Annotated in this window: 13 protein-coding genes and 2 pseudogenes; 6 read left to right on the forward strand and 9 right to left on the reverse strand. The window is 65.1% G+C overall.

Going from position 1 to position 16287, the window contains the following annotated elements:
- Nucleotides 1-375: 375 nt before the first annotated feature.
- Nucleotides 376-1758: a tetratricopeptide repeat protein gene (locus P6U27_RS34805; RefSeq protein WP_209295505.1), complete on the reverse strand. Its 1383-nt coding sequence runs from the start codon at nucleotides 1756-1758 to the stop codon at nucleotides 376-378.
- 109 nt (nucleotides 1759-1867) lie between these two features.
- Nucleotides 1868-2632, reverse strand: coding sequence for a tetratricopeptide repeat protein (locus P6U27_RS34810; RefSeq protein ID WP_164936787.1), 765 nt, complete (start codon nucleotides 2630-2632; stop codon nucleotides 1868-1870).
- 81 nt (nucleotides 2633-2713) lie between these two features.
- Between P6U27_RS34810 and P6U27_RS34815 the strand changes: the two genes are divergently transcribed.
- Both P6U27_RS34815 and P6U27_RS34820 read left to right on the forward strand, forming a co-directional pair.
- Entirely contained in the window at nucleotides 2714-4291 is a 1578-nt protein-coding gene (locus P6U27_RS34815; RefSeq protein ID WP_129142784.1) for a sodium:proton antiporter, read from the forward strand.
- Between the two features lie 223 nt (nucleotides 4292-4514).
- Entirely contained in the window at nucleotides 4515-5285 is a 771-nt protein-coding gene (locus tag P6U27_RS34820) for a hypothetical protein (RefSeq protein ID WP_407193435.1), read from the forward strand.
- A 170-nt stretch (nucleotides 5286-5455) separates the two neighbouring features.
- Here P6U27_RS34820 and P6U27_RS34825 read toward each other — a convergent pair whose 3' ends face one another.
- The 5 genes from P6U27_RS34825 to P6U27_RS34845 all read right to left on the reverse strand — a co-directional run bounded on the left by P6U27_RS34825 (nucleotide 5456) and on the right by P6U27_RS34845 (nucleotide 10606).
- Nucleotides 5456-6262 (reverse strand): SDR family NAD(P)-dependent oxidoreductase, encoded by an 807-nt coding sequence (locus P6U27_RS34825; RefSeq protein ID WP_122405911.1) that lies wholly within the window; start codon nucleotides 6260-6262, stop codon nucleotides 5456-5458.
- 61 nt (nucleotides 6263-6323) lie between these two features.
- The gene (locus P6U27_RS34830; RefSeq protein WP_122405912.1) at nucleotides 6324-6737 is read right to left on the reverse strand and encodes a DUF1850 domain-containing protein; all 414 of its coding nucleotides are present in this window, start codon (nucleotides 6735-6737) and stop codon (nucleotides 6324-6326) included.
- Nucleotides 6698-8809: a TRAP transporter permease gene (locus tag P6U27_RS34835; protein ID WP_407193436.1), complete on the reverse strand. Its 2112-nt coding sequence runs from the start codon at nucleotides 8807-8809 to the stop codon at nucleotides 6698-6700. The genes P6U27_RS34830 and P6U27_RS34835 overlap by 40 nt, the downstream gene beginning before the upstream one ends.
- A gap of 189 nt (nucleotides 8810-8998) precedes the next feature.
- A complete protein-coding gene (locus P6U27_RS34840; protein ID WP_407193437.1) occupies nucleotides 8999-9946 on the reverse strand; it encodes a TAXI family TRAP transporter solute-binding subunit in 948 nt (315 codons plus the stop codon).
- Nucleotides 9947-10126: 180 nt separating this feature from the next.
- Nucleotides 10127-10606 (reverse strand): hypothetical protein, encoded by a 480-nt coding sequence (locus tag P6U27_RS34845; RefSeq protein ID WP_162500481.1) that lies wholly within the window; start codon nucleotides 10604-10606, stop codon nucleotides 10127-10129.
- Nucleotides 10607-10798: 192 nt separating this feature from the next.
- Between P6U27_RS34845 and P6U27_RS34850 the strand changes: the two genes are divergently transcribed.
- Nucleotides 10799-11104: a hypothetical protein gene (locus tag P6U27_RS34850; RefSeq protein ID WP_129142788.1), complete on the forward strand. Its 306-nt coding sequence runs from the start codon at nucleotides 10799-10801 to the stop codon at nucleotides 11102-11104.
- A 167-nt stretch (nucleotides 11105-11271) separates the two neighbouring features.
- Here the strand turns inward: P6U27_RS34850 and P6U27_RS34855 are convergent, their stop codons facing one another.
- Both P6U27_RS34855 and P6U27_RS34860 read right to left on the reverse strand, forming a co-directional pair.
- Nucleotides 11272-12489, reverse strand: coding sequence for a hypothetical protein (locus tag P6U27_RS34855; RefSeq protein ID WP_407193438.1), 1218 nt, complete (start codon nucleotides 12487-12489; stop codon nucleotides 11272-11274).
- Nucleotides 12490-12545: 56 nt separating this feature from the next.
- Nucleotides 12546-13164, reverse strand: a pseudogene (locus tag P6U27_RS34860) (NUDIX hydrolase).
- A 67-nt stretch (nucleotides 13165-13231) separates the two neighbouring features.
- On the opposite strand from P6U27_RS34860, the gene P6U27_RS34865 reads away from it, so the two are divergent.
- The 3 genes and pseudogenes from P6U27_RS34865 (at nucleotide 13232) to P6U27_RS34875 (ending at nucleotide 16183) form a co-directional block, all read left to right on the forward strand.
- The gene (locus tag P6U27_RS34865; RefSeq protein WP_122406958.1) at nucleotides 13232-13657 is read left to right on the forward strand and encodes a PaaI family thioesterase; all 426 of its coding nucleotides are present in this window, start codon (nucleotides 13232-13234) and stop codon (nucleotides 13655-13657) included.
- Between the two features lie 182 nt (nucleotides 13658-13839).
- On the forward strand, nucleotides 13840-14862 hold the full coding sequence (locus tag P6U27_RS34870) for an aldo/keto reductase (RefSeq protein ID WP_129142791.1): 1023 nt from the start codon (nucleotides 13840-13842) through the stop codon (nucleotides 14860-14862).
- 15 nt (nucleotides 14863-14877) lie between these two features.
- Nucleotides 14878-16183 (forward strand): annotated as a pseudogene (locus P6U27_RS34875) (tetratricopeptide repeat protein).
- Nucleotides 16184-16287: the final 104 nt, after the last annotated feature.

A 16287-nucleotide genomic window follows, 5' to 3' on the forward strand; every position in this document is an offset into this window, starting at 1 on the left:
TTGTGGCAGGACTGGCGTCCCGCCATGACCAGGATCAATTGCTGGCCTTGTTTGATGGCTATTTTCCCGGGAACGGGCCGCGGTTCAAGCTGAAAAGGACGTGTCTTCCTCTCCCAGTTCTTACGGGAGGTTGTCGCAGATGCCTTCTTGGTGGCGGCCTGAACAAGCGCCTCGTCCTTCGAGACGACCGCTTCCAGCGGTCTCCTCAGGATGAGGCTAAGCAACGTTAGTGCCGGCTGAAATTGCTGCCGCGCACTCCGCCCTCATCCTGAGGGCTCGCCATCGGCGGGCGTCTCGAAGGATGGGCTGCGGGCGAGCCATCCGCCACGCTTCTTCATTGGCTATGCCATGATCTTACGAGAGGAAAGACCCCGCCTATCCCTCCATCGCATTCAGCCGCTGCAAGCGATCCTGCATGACCTTCTTCAGGTCATAGCCGGGGCGACGGAAGCTCGCATCGCGCGTGGCGAGGAAATCGCGCTGGGACTTGCGCAGGCCATCCGCCGAGCGCTTGCTCGCGGATTTCAGCACACGCTCGTAAGCCTCGGCGATCTGGCGGTCGAGCACCCCGAGCTGCGGATCGGCGCAGATCACCTTCTCGACCTCGCGCTTGGCGGAGGCGCAGTCGAACGACGGGTCGCTGGCGGCGGCGTTCAGCACACGGGGCGGCTCGCCGCCAAATTTTGCGATCTCGGCGATCATCGCGCGGCGGCCGCTCTGCGCGTTCTCATTGGCGGGATCGAGCCGCAACGCCGCCTCGTAATCGGCCAGCGCCTTCTTGCGCTCGCCCATCTTCTTGTAGAGCACGGCGCGGTTGTTGTAGGTCTTGGCAAAATTCGGATCGAGCTTCAGCGCGTCGTTGTAGTCCGACAGTGCAGCACCGAGTTCGCCCTTGAACTGGTAGGAGTCACCGCGGTTGGTCAGGAAGTTCACCCGCTGCTCGAGACGGATCGCCTGATCGTAATCGGCGATCGCCTTGTCATACTCCTTCATCGCGGCATAGGTGAGACCGCGGTTGTCGAAATACTCCGGCACCTTCGGATCGAGCCGGATCGCCTCGGTGTCGTCTGCGATCGCCTTGTCGAGCTCGCCGAGCTTCTTATAGGCGGCGCCGCGGTTGGTGTAGCTGCGCGCCCGGTTCGGATCGAGCCGCAGCGCCTCGCTGAGGTCGGCGACGGCCTTGTCATAGTCGCCGCGCAGATAGAAGGTCGCGCCGCGGTCGGACCAGGCCTGGGCGAAATCCGACCTCAGCTTGATGGCCTGGTCGTAATCTGAAATGGCGCGGTCGAAGCGATGCTGGTTGGTGTAGACCACGCCGCGCAGCTCGTAAGCTTCCGCATCCTGTGGATCGAGCTCGATCGCCTTGGTCAGATCTGCCGCGGCCCGGTTGAGGTCGCCGCCGGCTTCGCGCAGGAGGTTGCCGCGCACGCGCCAGGCCTTTGCGTTCTTGCCATCGAGCGCGATGGCGCGGTCCAGATCGCGTAGCGCCTGCGACTGGCCTCCGGAAGTTCGCGCATTGGCTTCGGCACGAGCGACGAGCGCCATGGCGCGTTCGGACACCGGATTGGCCGTCTGGTCGATGATGACGCTGCACGCAGAGATCAGCTCCGCGGGAGCAGCCTTGCTCCCCGGCACGCAATCTGTGCCGGCGGCAGCCGGACCGATGAGGGTCAGGCCCATAGCCGCGCCAAGGAAGAAGGCGCGAAGCGAGGTTTTGGCAAACGAGGACATTTGCGCGGAACGGGGCATGCCGCACATGGCTTTGGACTCCGTGACAGGGACTTTCCCCGTTGTCGCCGCCATCCAGCAACGGGTTCAAACGGCGCGCTCTCCCTCCCGCCGCGGTCCGGAAGGGCAGAGAGCGGCATCAATATCCGTCCACGCCGTTGATCTGTTGCAAGCGCTCCTGCATCGCCTTTTTCAGATCGTACCCCGGCCGCCCGAATTCGGCGTTGCGGCGGGCGACGAAGGCGTCCTGCTCGCGCTGGATCTTGCGTGCCTCCGTCGGGCTCCGGGCCTCGCGGAGGGCGCGCAGATGGGACCCATAGATTTCGCGGTCGAGATCGGCGAGCTCGCGATTGCCGCAGATCGTCTTCTCAACGGCGAGGGTCGCGCGGGCGCAGTTGAAGCTGGGCTTGCCGGCGACCGCCATCTGCGCGCCGATCCGCTCGAGCTCGCGCGCCATCGCCTTGTGATTGGCCCTGGCCTTCTCGTGGTTCGGATCGATCTTGAGCGCGGCACCGAAATCCTGCACCGCCTTCGGCTTGTCGCCCTTTTTCAGCCAGAGCTCGCCGCGGGCGTTGAAGATGTCCGCGAGCGTGGGATCGAGCAAAAGGGCGCGGGTGTCGTCGGCGATCGCGCGATCGATCTGGTCGTGCCGTGCCAGCAGCGCACCTCGCGCGATCAGCGCCTTGACCAGGTCCGCCTTCGTCGTCTTCTCGTTGTCGATCACGGCCGCGCAGGCGTAAGTCGCCTTGTCGACGTCGTCGGCCGCGCTGGCCGCGAGGCATGGCGCGATATCGACCTGCGTGATGGCCGCCGGCTCGCCGCCGGTCGCAGCATGAGCCGCGCCGGTCGGAAGCGCCGAGAGCACCGCGACAGCTGACCATGGGATGAGTTTTTGAAAACGCATGCTGTTGCAGTCGGAAGGTCTTGCTTCACTCTTGCGTTGGGGCCGCATTTTCCATCATACGGCCGGATCTGGTGTTAGCTTGTGGCGCCGCTCAAATCGATCTCGGGGACTGTCGTGTCGACATTCGAATGGATCATCGCGCTTCTGCTCGGCGCCGTTGGCTTATCGGCGCTGGCGCGGCGGATCAAGGTCCCCTATCCGACCTTCCTCGCCATCGGCGGCGCGCTGGTCGCCTTCGTGCCATCGAGCCCGTCCTGGGTGCTGGAGCCGGACCTCGCCTTGGCGCTTTTTGTCGCACCGGTCCTGCTCGATGCCGCCTTCGACACCTCGCTGCGCGATCTGCGCAACAACTGGGTTCCGGTCTCGACCCTGGTCGTCGCCGCGGTCGGCCTGACCACGGCCGGCGTGGCCTATGCCGCGCACCGGCTGATGCCTGACATGCCCTGGGCCGCCGCGGTCGCGCTCGGCGCCATCGTCGCGCCGCCGGACGCCGCGGCGGCGGTCGCGATCCTGAGCCAGGTGAAGCTGCCCCACCGCATGGTCAAGGTGCTGGAAGGCGAGAGCCTGCTCAACGACGCGACCGCGCTCCTGATCTATCGCATCGCGGTCGGCGCAGTTGCCACTCAGCACCTGACGTGGAGCCAGGTCGCTCCGACCATGGCGCTGGCGCTGGTCGGCAGCGTCATCGCCGGCCTGCTCGCGGGCCGAATCATTCCGCTGTTCATGGAACGGGTGACGGAGGCGCCGAGCGCCATCATCGTGCAGTTCGCCACCACCTTCCTGGTCTGGATCACCGCCGAGCATCTCGGCCTCTCCGGCATCCTCACCATCGTGGTCTATGCCATCACCGTCGCACGCACGGCGCCCGCGCGCATCCCGGCGCGGCTGCGGGTGCCCTCCTATGCGGTCTGGGAGACGATGGTATTCGTGCTCAACGTGCTCGCCTTCATGTTGATCGGCATGCAGATGCGGCCGATCTGGACGCGGCTCGACGCGGACGTGCGTTGGGAATATTGCGTGGCCGCCGCCTGGATCCTGCTCACGGTCATGCTGGTGCGCCTCGGCTGGGTGACGTTCTACCGCATGACCTTGCGTGTGCTGGTGGCGCAGGGGATCTATCATCCGAAGGACCCCGAGGCCGTCGCCTCGCCCAAGGGCGGCCTCATCATCTCCTGGTGCGGCATGCGCGGCCTCGTCACGCTCGCCACTGCCTTTGCCCTCCCTGAGAATTTTCCCTATCGCGACTTCGTCGTCTTCATTGCCTTTGCGGTGGTGCTTGGTTCGCTGGTGATCCAGGGCCTGACGCTGCGGCCGCTGATCCTCGCCTTCGACCTCAAGGACGATGATCCCGTCGGCATCGAGGTCGCCCGCGGGCGCGCCGTCGCCTATCGCGCCGCGCTCGATGCCATCGAGAGCGATCCGTCGGAGGAGGCGGAGATCCTGCGGCTCGAATATCGCGCCATCCTGATGCAGACCGAGACCGATCCGAACGGAGGCATTGCCAACGGCGAATTGCCCGCCGATCCCTTGCGCCGCCGCGCCATCGAAGCGGCGCGCAAGGCGATCTTCGATCTGCGCGCCACCGAGGTGATCGGCGACGATGCGTTTCATCGGCTCGAGGAGGAGCTCGATCGCGCAGAATTGAGCGCGGGGGGTTAAACCTCCGCTGTCGTCCCGGACAAGCGCGCCCAAAGCGCGCGCCGATTCGGGACCCATAGCCACGAAATTCTGTTTGGCGAAGACCCGGAGTTGCCAGCGAGCGATACAACTCCCTCTTGTGGCTATGGTCCCGGATCGGCGGCGCTTACGCTTGTCCGGGACGACACTGGAGGGTGGACGGGGAAGCGTTGAACCAAATCCCGCTTCCCCGGACTCACTCCTGATGACAACCCTGATCGACGACCGTCGTGTACGCGCGCGTGATGCGTCGCCTGCACGATATTTTTATCTCCACATGGCACTCGCCTGCGCGGCGACGGCTTTCCTCGGCTTCGCGCCGACCTATTGGGTGCCGCTGGCTCACCGGACATTCTCTGCAAGCCCGGTGATCCACTTTCACGGGCTCTTGTTCTTCACCTGGACGCTTTATTTCGTGCTCCAGACCTGGCTCGCGGCTTCCGGCCGCGTGGTCAACCACCGCTCGCTCGGCATTGCCGGCGTCTCGATCGCGACCGCGATGGTCATTTTTGGCTTCTTCGCATCCGTGAATTCGATGAAGAACGCCGCTGCCGTTGGCCAGGCCGATGCAGGCATTGCCTTCTCGATCGTGCCGCTCAGCGGCATCGCGCTCTTCGCGGTGGTGTTCGTGCTTGGGATCATGAATACGCGCAGGCCCGAGATCCACAAGCGCCTGATGCTGCTCGCCGCGGTCTCGATCCTCGACGCTGCGATTGCACGCTGGTTCCTGACCTTCCTCGCACCTCCCGGACCGCCCGGCCCGCCGCCGGTACCCGTGACGATTGCGCCGGCTGTGGTCGCCGCCCTTCTGCTCGTCGTCGCCATGGTGCGCGACTGGCGCACCGAGGGCCGCGTGCATCCGGTCTACATCTACGGCACGCTCGCGCTTTTGGCGGTGAAGGTGCTGAACTGGCCGGTCAGCGAGACGGCAGCGTGGCACGCATTTGCCGGCGGGATTCTGGCGCTGGCGCAGTAACTCTGTAGCGGCAACACCAATGTGATCCCGTCACCCCTGGGGTGGCCGCTTCTTCAGCGGCCCTCGAAGAGCGACGGCCCGGCTGCACCGGGGCCGCTCATCCTTCGAGGCTCCCCGCGCGATGCTCTGCATCGCGCGCCTCGCACCTCAGGATGACGGAGCTAGTTGGGTTACGCCCCCGCCTTGCACGTGATCCCGCCATCGACCACGAGCTCGATGCCCGTCACATATTTCGACTCGTCCGAGGCCAGGAACAGCGCGGCGTTGGCGACGTCGAAGGCATCGCCCATGTGGCCCATCGGCACTTGCGCATCGCGTGCGCGCCACATCGCTTCGACGTCGCCCTTGGCGTAACTATTGGCGAGGCCTGCGGAGTGCTCGACCATCGGCGTTTTCATCAGGCCGGGCAGGATCGCGTTGACGCGGACATGATGGCGCGCGAACTCGATCGCCGTGGTGCGCGTCATCTGGTTCATCGCCGCCTTCGAGGTGCCGTAGGTGACGTAGGAGATGCCCATGTGGCGGATCGAGGCGATCGAGGAGATGTTGATGATCGAGCCGCCGCCCTGCTTCACCATCACGGGGATGACGTGCTTCATGGCCAGATAGGCGCTCTTGAGATTGACGCTGAAGACGCGGTCCCAGCTCTCCTCGCTTACCTCGACCACGCTGCCCATTTCGGCGATGCCGACATTGTTGTCGAGCACGTCGATGCGGCCATAGGCCTTCAGGCACGCCGCCACCATCGCCTCGATCTCACTGGCGCGCGAGACGTCGGCCGTGAACGCCATCGCCTTGCCGCCTTCTCCGGTGATGATCTTCGCGGTCTCCTCGGCCGCTGCACCATTGCGATCGACGCAAAACACCTGCGCGCCCTCGCGCGCGAAGGTCACCGCGGTCGCCTTGCCGTTGCCCCAACCGGGCCCGATCGAGCCGGCGCCCACCACCATCGCAACCTTGCCCTTGAGCCGATCCATCCTGTGTCTCCCGTGTTGTTCTTGTAGCCCGGATATCGTTGCGCTCATCCGGGCTGCGGTTCTACGGATCCTTGCAAACTCTCATCGTCGTGACGTTAGCACCGATCGGATGCCCGACAATCTCCGACAGTGTCCGGCACTTCCCGTCATGGCACAGCCGCCACTCTCCCGCCGCGCCCGAATTGCCCAGCACGACCTCCGGCATCGGCGGTCGCTGCGGCCGCCATTGAAACCAGCCGTCGACCAGCCTCGCCTCAGGCGGCGGCTCCATGCCGGGGCCGGTGCCCTTGACGCGCGCCTGCACCAGCTCGAGGCCGGCGGGCGTGACGCGCCAGTCTTCCTGCCAGTCGACCTTCGCGATCGAATGCGTCCATACGAGCGTGAACGCGGACAGCACCAGCGCCTTCACACCGACCGCCGTTGCGAAGCAGAGGCTCACACCGCCTCGACCGCTGCCGGCGGACGCTGCCGCCATTGCCACAGCACGAGCGCCGCAGCGAGCACGAAGCCCGCGGTGTCGCTGAACGGGAATTCGCCGAGCAGGCAGAACGCGGCGCCGAGCGCGACGAGGCGTTCGACAATCGTCAGCCGCGTGAACAGGAAGCCGATCGCGACCATGCCGAACAGCCCGATCGCCACCAGCGCCTTGACGGTCGCGAGCGCCACCGCCCCGTAGAAGCCGAGCTTTGCCGCCATGGGATCGCCGGCCTGGAGCATCAGGGCCGGCGAATAGACGAAGATGAAAGGGATGACGTAGCCGGCGAGCGCGATGCGCATCGCCTCCCAGCCGATCTTGTCCGGATTCTCCTTCGCGATCGGCGCCGCTGCCAGCGCGGCGAGCGCGACCGGCGGCGAGAGGTCGGCCATGATGCCGTAATAGAACGCGAACATGTGGCTCGCGATCAAGGGCACGCCGAGCTTCGCCAGCGCGGGCGCCGCGAGCGCGGCGGTGATGATGTAAGTCGGGATGGTCGGGATGCCGGTGCCGAGCAGGATCGACAGCAGCATGGTCATGACCAGCGCCAGGAACAGGCTCTTCTCGCCGAGCCCGATCACCCAGCTGCCGAAGATGGTGCCGACGCCGGTCTGCGACATCATGCCGATGATGACGCCGACGATGGCGCATGCCATGCCGACGGTGATGGCCGACTTGGCGCTTTCGGCCAGCGCATCGCGGCACTCACGCAAGGCCTTGAAGCCGCCACGGATGAAGGCGGTGATCACGATTAGGCCAACGACGACGCTCGCCACCGGCACGATCTGGAGGCCGTCACGCGACAGCGCGGCAACGACCAGCGCAAGGCCGATCCAGAAAATATATCGGATCACCATCGACGAGGCGCCCGTCGTGATGGCGGTGCCGAGGATCAACGTCACGGTCAACGCGAGGCCCATGCTGCCGGCATAGAGCGGCGTAAAGCCTTCGAACAGCATGTAGACCAGCGCTGCGAGCGGCAGCACGAGATACCAGCGCGTCACCAGCGCCTTCCAGGCGCTCGGGATCTCCGAGCGCTTCATGCCGACGAGCCCGTGCTTGCCGGCTTCGAGATGCACCATCCAGAACGCAGAGGCGAAATAGAGGATCGCAGGGATAGCGGCCGCTTTCACGATCTCCGAATATTGCACGCCGAGCGTCTCAGCCATGATGAAGGCGACCGCGCCCATCACTGGCGGCATGATCTGCCCGCCCATCGAGGCCGTCGCCTCGACGCCGGCCGCGAAGGCGCGGCGGTAGCCGAACTTGATCATCAGGGGGATGGTGAACTGGCCGACGGTGACGACATTGGCGACGCCCGAGCCGGAGATGGTGCCCATCATGCCCGAGGCAAACACCGCGACCTTGGCGGGTCCGCCGCGGGTGCGGCCGAACAGGCCGAGCGAGACGTCGGTGAACAGCTGGATCATACCGGCGCGCTCCAGGAACGAGCCGAACAGGATGAACAGGAAGATGTAGGTCGCCGAAACGTAGATCGGCACGCCGTAAAAACCTTCGGTGCCGAACGACAGATGCGTGACGATCTGGTCGAAATCATAGCCGCGATGGTTGAGCGGCGACGGCAGATACTGGCCGAAGAACCAATACAGCAGACAGGCGCCGCACATCAGCGGCAGCGCCGCGCCCATCAGCCGCCGCGTACCCTCGAAGATCAGCACGGCAAGCAGCGTGCCGACCACGAGATCGAGCCGGGTCGGATCGCCGTCGCGGGCGATCAGGTCGGCGTAGAAGATCCACTGATAGAGCCCGCTGAGGAAGCCGGCGCCCCCGATCACCCAGCCGAGCGCGCGGCCAAAATGACTCTTCGCGGTGAAGTTGGCGATCAGGCCGAAGGTGAGCAGGATCAGGAAGCCGACATGGACGCCGCGCACCACCTGGCTCGGCAGATAGTTGAAGGCGGCGACATAGAGCTGGAAGCTCGCGAATGCGATGCCGATCCAGTAGGCGAGCTGGCCCCACCAGCCCGGGCCAAAGCCTTCGGGGAAGCCATGCTCGAAATTGTCGAACTCGACCTTGATGGGGGCCTCGTTGGCCTCTGCCTTTTCCAGCATTTCAAATCGTCCTCAGCCTGTCCGTGCCTGATAGCATTGGCACGGGCTCCAAAAACGTCATGCCCGGGCTTGTCCCGGGCATTCGCGATTTTCCTCTCCGTCATTCCCGGGCGGCTCATCATAAGGCGAACCCGGAAATCTCGAGATTCGGGGCGATGCTGCGCATCGCCCCGGAATGACTGACGAGAGTTACTTGATCAGCCCTTTTTCCTTGTAATAGCGGATCGCGCCGGGGTGCAGCGGAACCGGGCTACCGGTGGCGGCGGTCTCGAGCTTGATCTCCTTGCCGGCGGCGTGCGCGTTGGCGAGCTCCGGCAGCGACTCATAGACCAGCTTGGTCATCTGATAGGCGAGATCGTCCGATACGGTGGAGCTCGTAACGAGATAATTGATTACGGCCGCGGTCGGGACGTCCTTGTCCTGGCCGGTATAGGTGTTGGCCGGAATGATCGCCGAGACGAAGGGCGGGCCGATCTTGTCGACGGTCTCCTTCGGCACCGAGACCACCGTGATCGGGCTCGAGGTCGACAGGTCCTTCAGCGAGGCGACGCCGAGCCCGGCCGATTGCAGTGTGGCGTTGAGCTGCCGGTTCTTCATGAGGTCGACGGATTCGGCGAACGGCAGATATTCGACCTTGCCGAGATCCTTGTAGCTCATGCCGGCGGCAGCGAGGATCGCGCGCGAGTTCAGCTCGGTGCCCGACTTCGGCGCGCCGACCGACAGGCTCTTACCCTTGAGGTCGGCGAGCGTCTTGATGCCGCTGTCGGCAGTCGCGACGATCTGGATGTAGTTCGGATAGATCGCGCCGATCACGCGCAGCTTGTCGAGCTTGGTCTTGAAGCCCGCCTCTTCCTCGCCGTCCCAGGCCGCTTTCAGCGAGTCGCCGAGCGTGAACGCCAGCTCGCCGCGGCCCTGCTGCAGCAGGATCAGGTTCTCGACCGACGCCTTGGTGGCCTGCACCTGCGTCTTCACGTTCGGAATCTTGTCGCCGTAGATCTTTCCGATCGCGACCCCCAGCGGATAGTAGACGCCCGAAGTGCCGCCGGTCAGCACGTTGATGAAGGATTGCGCCTGCGCGCAAGGTGCCGATGCCGCCAGAGCAAGAGCCGCGGCCATGCCGAAAATCGTTCGTTTCATGGTTGTTGTACTCCCCAAACCGGCGGCGAAATTGGCCGGATGAGGGGTGCGGGTCAACCCATCCAAAAGACAAAACAGGACTGCGGCAAGTGGCCGCTTTGGTTCGATTTTCGGGAACCAGCGGGTGCGGCGAGGTGGCGCAGTCAGGCGGTGGAGCGCGCCTCGCCCAGCTGGCAAGTGCTACTGGAACGTCATATCCAGGCACTTGGAGATGTCGGAGCCGAGACCGGAGGAGATGATGATGCAGCCGCGCACCTTCTGTGCGGTGACGTCGACGGCCCAGACCGAATAGCCGCCGGGGCCGAAGAACGAGTTGGTGTTCGGCGGCTCGGTCTCGGTGGCATCGAAGTCGTAGTGGCCGTCGGTCTCGAAGATGCGCGGCTTCTTGGTGCAGCCGCCGTCGGCCTGGACGTTGATGACCTCCTTGTTGTCGCGGGTCAGCGCCAGGGAGACCTGGCAGCGGAAATATTCCGAGGTCTTGGTGTTGAAGAGATAGGTGTAGGACTTGCAGGTCGCCGTGTTCAGCTTGCCCGGCGCAAGGCCGCGGCTGCACGAAATTCGCTGGTTGTGGCTGAGCTGGTAATCATCGGCCCGGGCTGCCGGCGCCAGCGCCGTCAGGGACACTAAAGCAGCCCAGCAAAGCTTGATCACATGGCGCATCCGAATCATCCCCACCAACAATTTTGTCGAGTTGCGTTCTAGACGGAAAGCGGAACATAGTCGCGAGGGGACGAAGGGAAAATCACAAGCTGCTGGGCAAGACGTGATGCGCTGTGGCGCTTTCGCAAATTGACCCGGACACATCGTTCGTGGTTTGTTCAAGCCTGGAATGTCCCGACCGTGGAGGATGGGATGACGGCATTTTCAATCAAGACATTTGCAATCGTAGCCGCGCTCGGCGCATTCGCAGGGCCCGCATTGGCGCAAACGGGAGCGACGCCTTGGGAGCTCAAGCCCGATATAGGCTACGCCTACGACAAGGACGGCAAGACCTATTCCTACAAGATGGGCACCAGCAACGCCGGCGAGCTGCTGAAGGGCGCCAAGAAAGTGCCCAAGGGCACGCTGTTCTTCATCGGCCACAACGGCCAGCTCTACATGCGCACCGGACCGTATCTGGAGGGTGACGGCAAGTTCAAGTTCGGGCCGGATCAGTAGGGCTTGAGGCGGCGGGGCGACACAGCCGCCACACTCTCGGCGTCATCACCCGCGAAAGCGGGTGATCCGGTATTCCAGAGGCCGTTGTGCTTGAAGCGAGAGGCCGCGGCGTACTGGATGACCCGGTCAAGCCGGAGCATGACGGCGAGATGGGGTAGGACGGAGAGCTAAAACGCGCCCGCCAGCTCCCTTGCGCCGGCTTTGCTACTGTTCGAGTCCATCCGCTCATCCGTCACCGCGAGCAGCTTCGCCACCGTGTTGTGGCGGATCGCGACGGGGTTGCGCTCATAGCCGCCGCGCTGGAAGAAGTTCGAGGTCGGCACCTGCTCGCGCATCGCCTGCGGCATCGTCACCATGTCGAGGCCGGTGCCGTCGCCGGTGAGGTTCATCATCTCGAGCTCGGCCGCGGTGAGCGGACGGCTGTAGCCCTTGGCGCGGGCGAACAGCACCGAGGTCAGCAGCTTGTGGGTCTGCAGCATCGGTCCGATGTCGATGTCGAGCACCATCGCATGCATGGCCCAGCCCTGCGCAGTGTTGCCGATCTTCTCGTGCTCCGACCAGGTGTCGGGCACCGACTTCGCATGCGCCACCATCTTCTTGAGCACGGCGAGCTTGTGCTCGAGCGCCTGGCGCGCAGGTCCTGACGTTCGCGCCACCTTCTCCGAGAGCGCACGAATGAATTCATGCCCCTGCTCAGCAAGCAGCTCGACGCTGTTGGTGGTCAGCAGCTGGTTGTAGCCCATTGCCGTCGAGATCGCGCGCTTGCCGCCATGCTCGATGCCCGCCTGCACGTCGTAACCGCCGGTGCCGCCGGTCTCGAACGAATAGACCCGCACCGCCTGCTCGCGCGTCAGCCCCGAGGCGAGCGCGTAGCGCGCATAGGCGCGCTTGAACTCGAGCTCGCTGGACGGGCGTTGCGGCGTGAACTGGTAGAGCTCCTGCGCCGCGCGCAGCAAATCGGCGACCACCGGAATGGGCTTCCGGGGCGGGCGTTCAGGCGCCTCCTCCGGCTCCGGGTTCACCGGACGCTTCGGCCCGGTATAGATCGGCGGATGCTCCAGCACGTAATCGTCGAGCGTGATCTGCTGTCCGCTGCGCCGCTTGGCATTGCGGGTCTTCCGCTTCTCCGAGATCTGGCTCCAATAGGCGCCGGCCTCGGCATCGAAGGCGGCGCGCGCGGCCTGATATTCGGCGAGCTTGCGGCGATATTCGAGCACCGCCGGCGAGGCCCCACCTTGCGCGAAAAACTGCGACAGCAGCTGGGCGTTGGCATTGCGAACGGCCGGCGGCAGCGTGTCGGCCTCGCCACCGCGCGCGGCCGGTGCGAGCAGCACGAACGCGAATGGAACCAGCGTCAGGACGCGTCGAATCGATATGTGATGCATGCTGCCCTCTTAGCAGGCATCCGGTAACCGTCACGTTAACGCGCCGTTTACCATCGTCACTTCCAGGCAAATATCGGCTGTTCCAGGTCGATGACGCGGGTGTGCCGGCCCGCCAGCACCTCGCGGAACTGGTAGATCAGCGCTGCCGTCGGGGCATGGATCAGGCTCATCTGGTGATGGAAGCGGATCACGCGGCGGCTGCTTTCGGGAATCGCGACGAAATCGAAAGCGTCCTCGCGTTCGATCGTGGCGAGCGCGATGCGATGAACCGACGCGACCTCGTCTGGGTTCGGTCTGATCGCGGCGCTATCGGCCGCCCAGACCACGACCGGCGTGATCAGATAGCCGGAACGCGTCGGGTAATCGTCCAGCGCACCGAGCACGTCCGCATCCGTGAGCCGAAGACCAAGCTCCTCGTCGAGTTCGCGCAACGCCGCTTCGACCGGGGTCTCGCCTGGATCGCAGCGGCCGCCGGGCAGCGCCCATTGACCGCGATGGGCGCGCAGATGCGATGCCCGCAGCGTGAGCAGCAGCGCAGTGTCGTCGCCCTCGCCCGCGGTCAGCGCAACCGCCACCGCGGCGCGCTTCAGCGTCGCCGGCGCGTCCCCGCAGGCGCGTGAAGGCTGCGCAGGCATCCGCGATATTCCGTCGTGTGGCATCGTCGAACGATCTCATGATGCTTGACTACACCACGTCCGCCCCCGATGAAATGAGCTCGCAAGGCCAAGGAACGGACGACGACATGACCAACAAGGCCGCCGCAAGGCTGAAATCCGACGGCTGGAGCATCCTGGAGACCACGGGCTTCCTGCACCTGATCGGCCCGTTGTGGGAGCGCAGGGTCGACGGTCATTACGAGTTCGCACTCGCCACCGAAGACAAGCACCACAACCGCCGCGGCATGGTCCAGGGTGGCGTGATGATGACCTTCGCCGACCGCACCTGCGGCATGACCGCCCGCTATGTCTCCGGCAAGGAGTACATGGCGACGGTGCAGCTCGACACGCACTTCGTGGAAGCCGGCCAGATCGGCGACATCCTGATCTCTCGCCCGCGCGTGGTCCGCTCGACCCGCAGCCTGATCTTCATGAGCACCGAAGTGACGGTGGATAACCGCTGCATCGTGATGGCGAATGGCGTGTTCAAGATCTTGAAGGGGCCGGGGTAGCTGTTCGGTCAGGTTGCCACCGCCGCAACCACACACTCGTCGTCGTCCCCAACCTCGTCATTGCGAGCGCGGCGAGGCAATCCAGAATCCCTCCGCGGACACATTTCTGGATTGCCTCGCTGCGCTCGCAATGGCGACTGTAGCTGGCTATGCTGCCCTCCACCAATATCAAGGACCCGCCCATGCAATACCGCCAGCTCGGCCGCAGCGGCCTGAAAGTTTCGCCGATTTGTCTCGGCACCATGATGTTCGGCGGACCGACCGATGAAGCCACGTCACAACGCATCATCGACAAGGCGCACGCCGCCGGGATCAATTTCATCGACACCGCCGACGCCTATTCGAAAGGTGCATCCGAGGAAGTCGTCGGCCATGCCATCGCGAGCAAACGCCATGCCTGGATACTCGCGACGAAGCTCGCCAATCCCATGAACAACGAATTGGGCGATGATCCCAATCGCGGCGGGCTGTCGCGGCGCTGGGTGCTGCAGGCGGCTGACGAGAGCTTGAAGCGGCTCGGCACCGATCACATCGACATCTACTATCTGCACAAGGAAGATCATGCGACGCCGCTGGAGGAGACGGTCCGCGCGATGGGCGACCTGATCCGCGCCGGCAAGGTGCGCTATTTCGGCGTCTCGAACTACCGTGCCTGGCGCGTTGCCGAGATCTGCAACATCTGCGATCGGCTCGGCATCGACCGGCCTGCGGTGAGCCAGCCTTACTATAACGCCATGAACCGCATGCCCGAGGTCGAGCACTTCCCGGCCTGTTCCTATTACGGCCTCGGTATCGTGCCCTATAGTCCCTTGGCGCGCGGCGTGCTCACCGGCAAGTACAGGCCCGATGCAGCTCCCGACAAGGAGACGCGCGCGGGCCGCAACGACACCCGCATGATGCAAACGGAATGGCGGCCGGAATCGCTTCACCTCGCGCAGGAGATCAAGACGCACGCGGAGACGAAGGGCATCACCGCCGGCCAGTTCGCAGTCGCCTGGGTGCTCAACTCCGCCTTCGTCTCGTCGGTGATCGCAGGTCCCCGCACCGAGGAGCAATGGGACGGCTACATCAGCGCACTCGATTATCGTTTCACCGCGGAGGATGAGGCGCTGATCGACCGGCTGGTGACGCCAGGCCATCCGTCGACGCCCGGCTATAACGACCCGGCCTATCCGATCGAGGGCCGCCGCGCGCGGACGGCGTGAGAACGGGAGACCACGATGGCGCTTGAAGACCGCTACGGCTTTCCGCTCTCCACCACCTCGCATGAGGCAGCAAGCGCCTATCGCGAGGGCGTCGATCTCATGCTTTCGGGGTGGACCGGCACGGCGGAGACGCTGGAGTGCGCGATCACGGCGGACCCGGACTTCGCGCTGGCCCATATCGCCCGCGGCCGCGTGCATGCTTTCTACCAGCAGGGCGATCTCGCGCGGCAGAAGGCGGCGCTCGCGCGCGAGCTCGTCGCCAAGCGCGGCGCCGAGCGCGAGCGCTCGCATGTCGAGACGCTGGCGCTCGCGATCGAGGGCCGGCTGCCGGAGGCGATCGCATCGACGCTGAAGCACGTCGACGCATGGCGCCGTGGTGCTGTCGCTGCCGCTCGGCGCGTTCGGCCTGTTCGCCTTCTCCGGCATGGCCGACCACGATCGGGCCCGGCACGAGCTCTGCGAGCGCGTCGCGCAGCATTACGGCGAGGACTGGTGGTTCCTCACCATGTCCGGTTGGGCGATGACGGAGAATGGCGACGTCGCGCGCGGCCGCGCCGTCACCGAGCGCGGCTTCAATCTGCGCCGGGCCAACGCCCACGCTGCACATGCGGTCCTGCACGCGATGTTCGAGGATGGATCGATCGACGCGGCCGATCGTCTCGTCGACGACTGGATTCCGACTTACGACCGCGCCGGAATCCTGCACGGCCATATCCGCTGGCATCAGGCGCTCGGCGCGCTCGAACATGGCGACGCCGCACGGGCGCTTGCGATCTATGCCGACGTGCTTCAGCCCGCCGCGACGCGGGCGCCGCCACTCAACGTCATCACCGACAGCGCCTCCCTGCTCTGGCGCCTGTCGGCTTACGGTCATACCGTGCCGCAGGCGCTGTGGCGCGAGGCCGACGCCGCGGCGCAAAAGCTGTTTCCGAAGTCGAGCCTGTCCTTTGCCGACGTCCACATGGCGCTGTTCGCGGCCGCCACGCAGAACCGCGAGGCGCTGGCCGCGCGCCTTGCGGTGATCGAGCAGCGGCTCGCTGACGGTAAGCTGCCGGCCGGCCCCGTGGTGCCGGCGATCTTCCGGGCGCTCGCGGCTTTCGTCGATGAGGATTACGGGACTTGCGTGCAGATGCTCGCGCCGCTCCTCGGCGAGGTCGTGCGCATCGGCGGCAGCCATGCCCAACGCGAGCTGATCGAGGATACCTTTATCGTCGCGCTCATGCGCAGCGGTGAGCTGCCCCGCGCCCGTGCCGTGCTGGACGCCCGTCTGCACCGCCGGCCGTCCCTGCGCGATAAGCGCTGGCAGGCGGCGATAGGCTAGCTCCGCCACGAAAAAAACACCGCTCTGATGGCAGGTGCCTCTTGGGACGGATTGGGCGATTTGGACGAATCGCTGTCGGGGTGACACGGTGGTATTCCAGACGG

The organism is Bradyrhizobium sp. STM 3566 (assembly GCF_045571445.1).
Lineage (GTDB): Bacteria > Pseudomonadota > Alphaproteobacteria > Rhizobiales > Xanthobacteraceae > Bradyrhizobium > Bradyrhizobium vignae.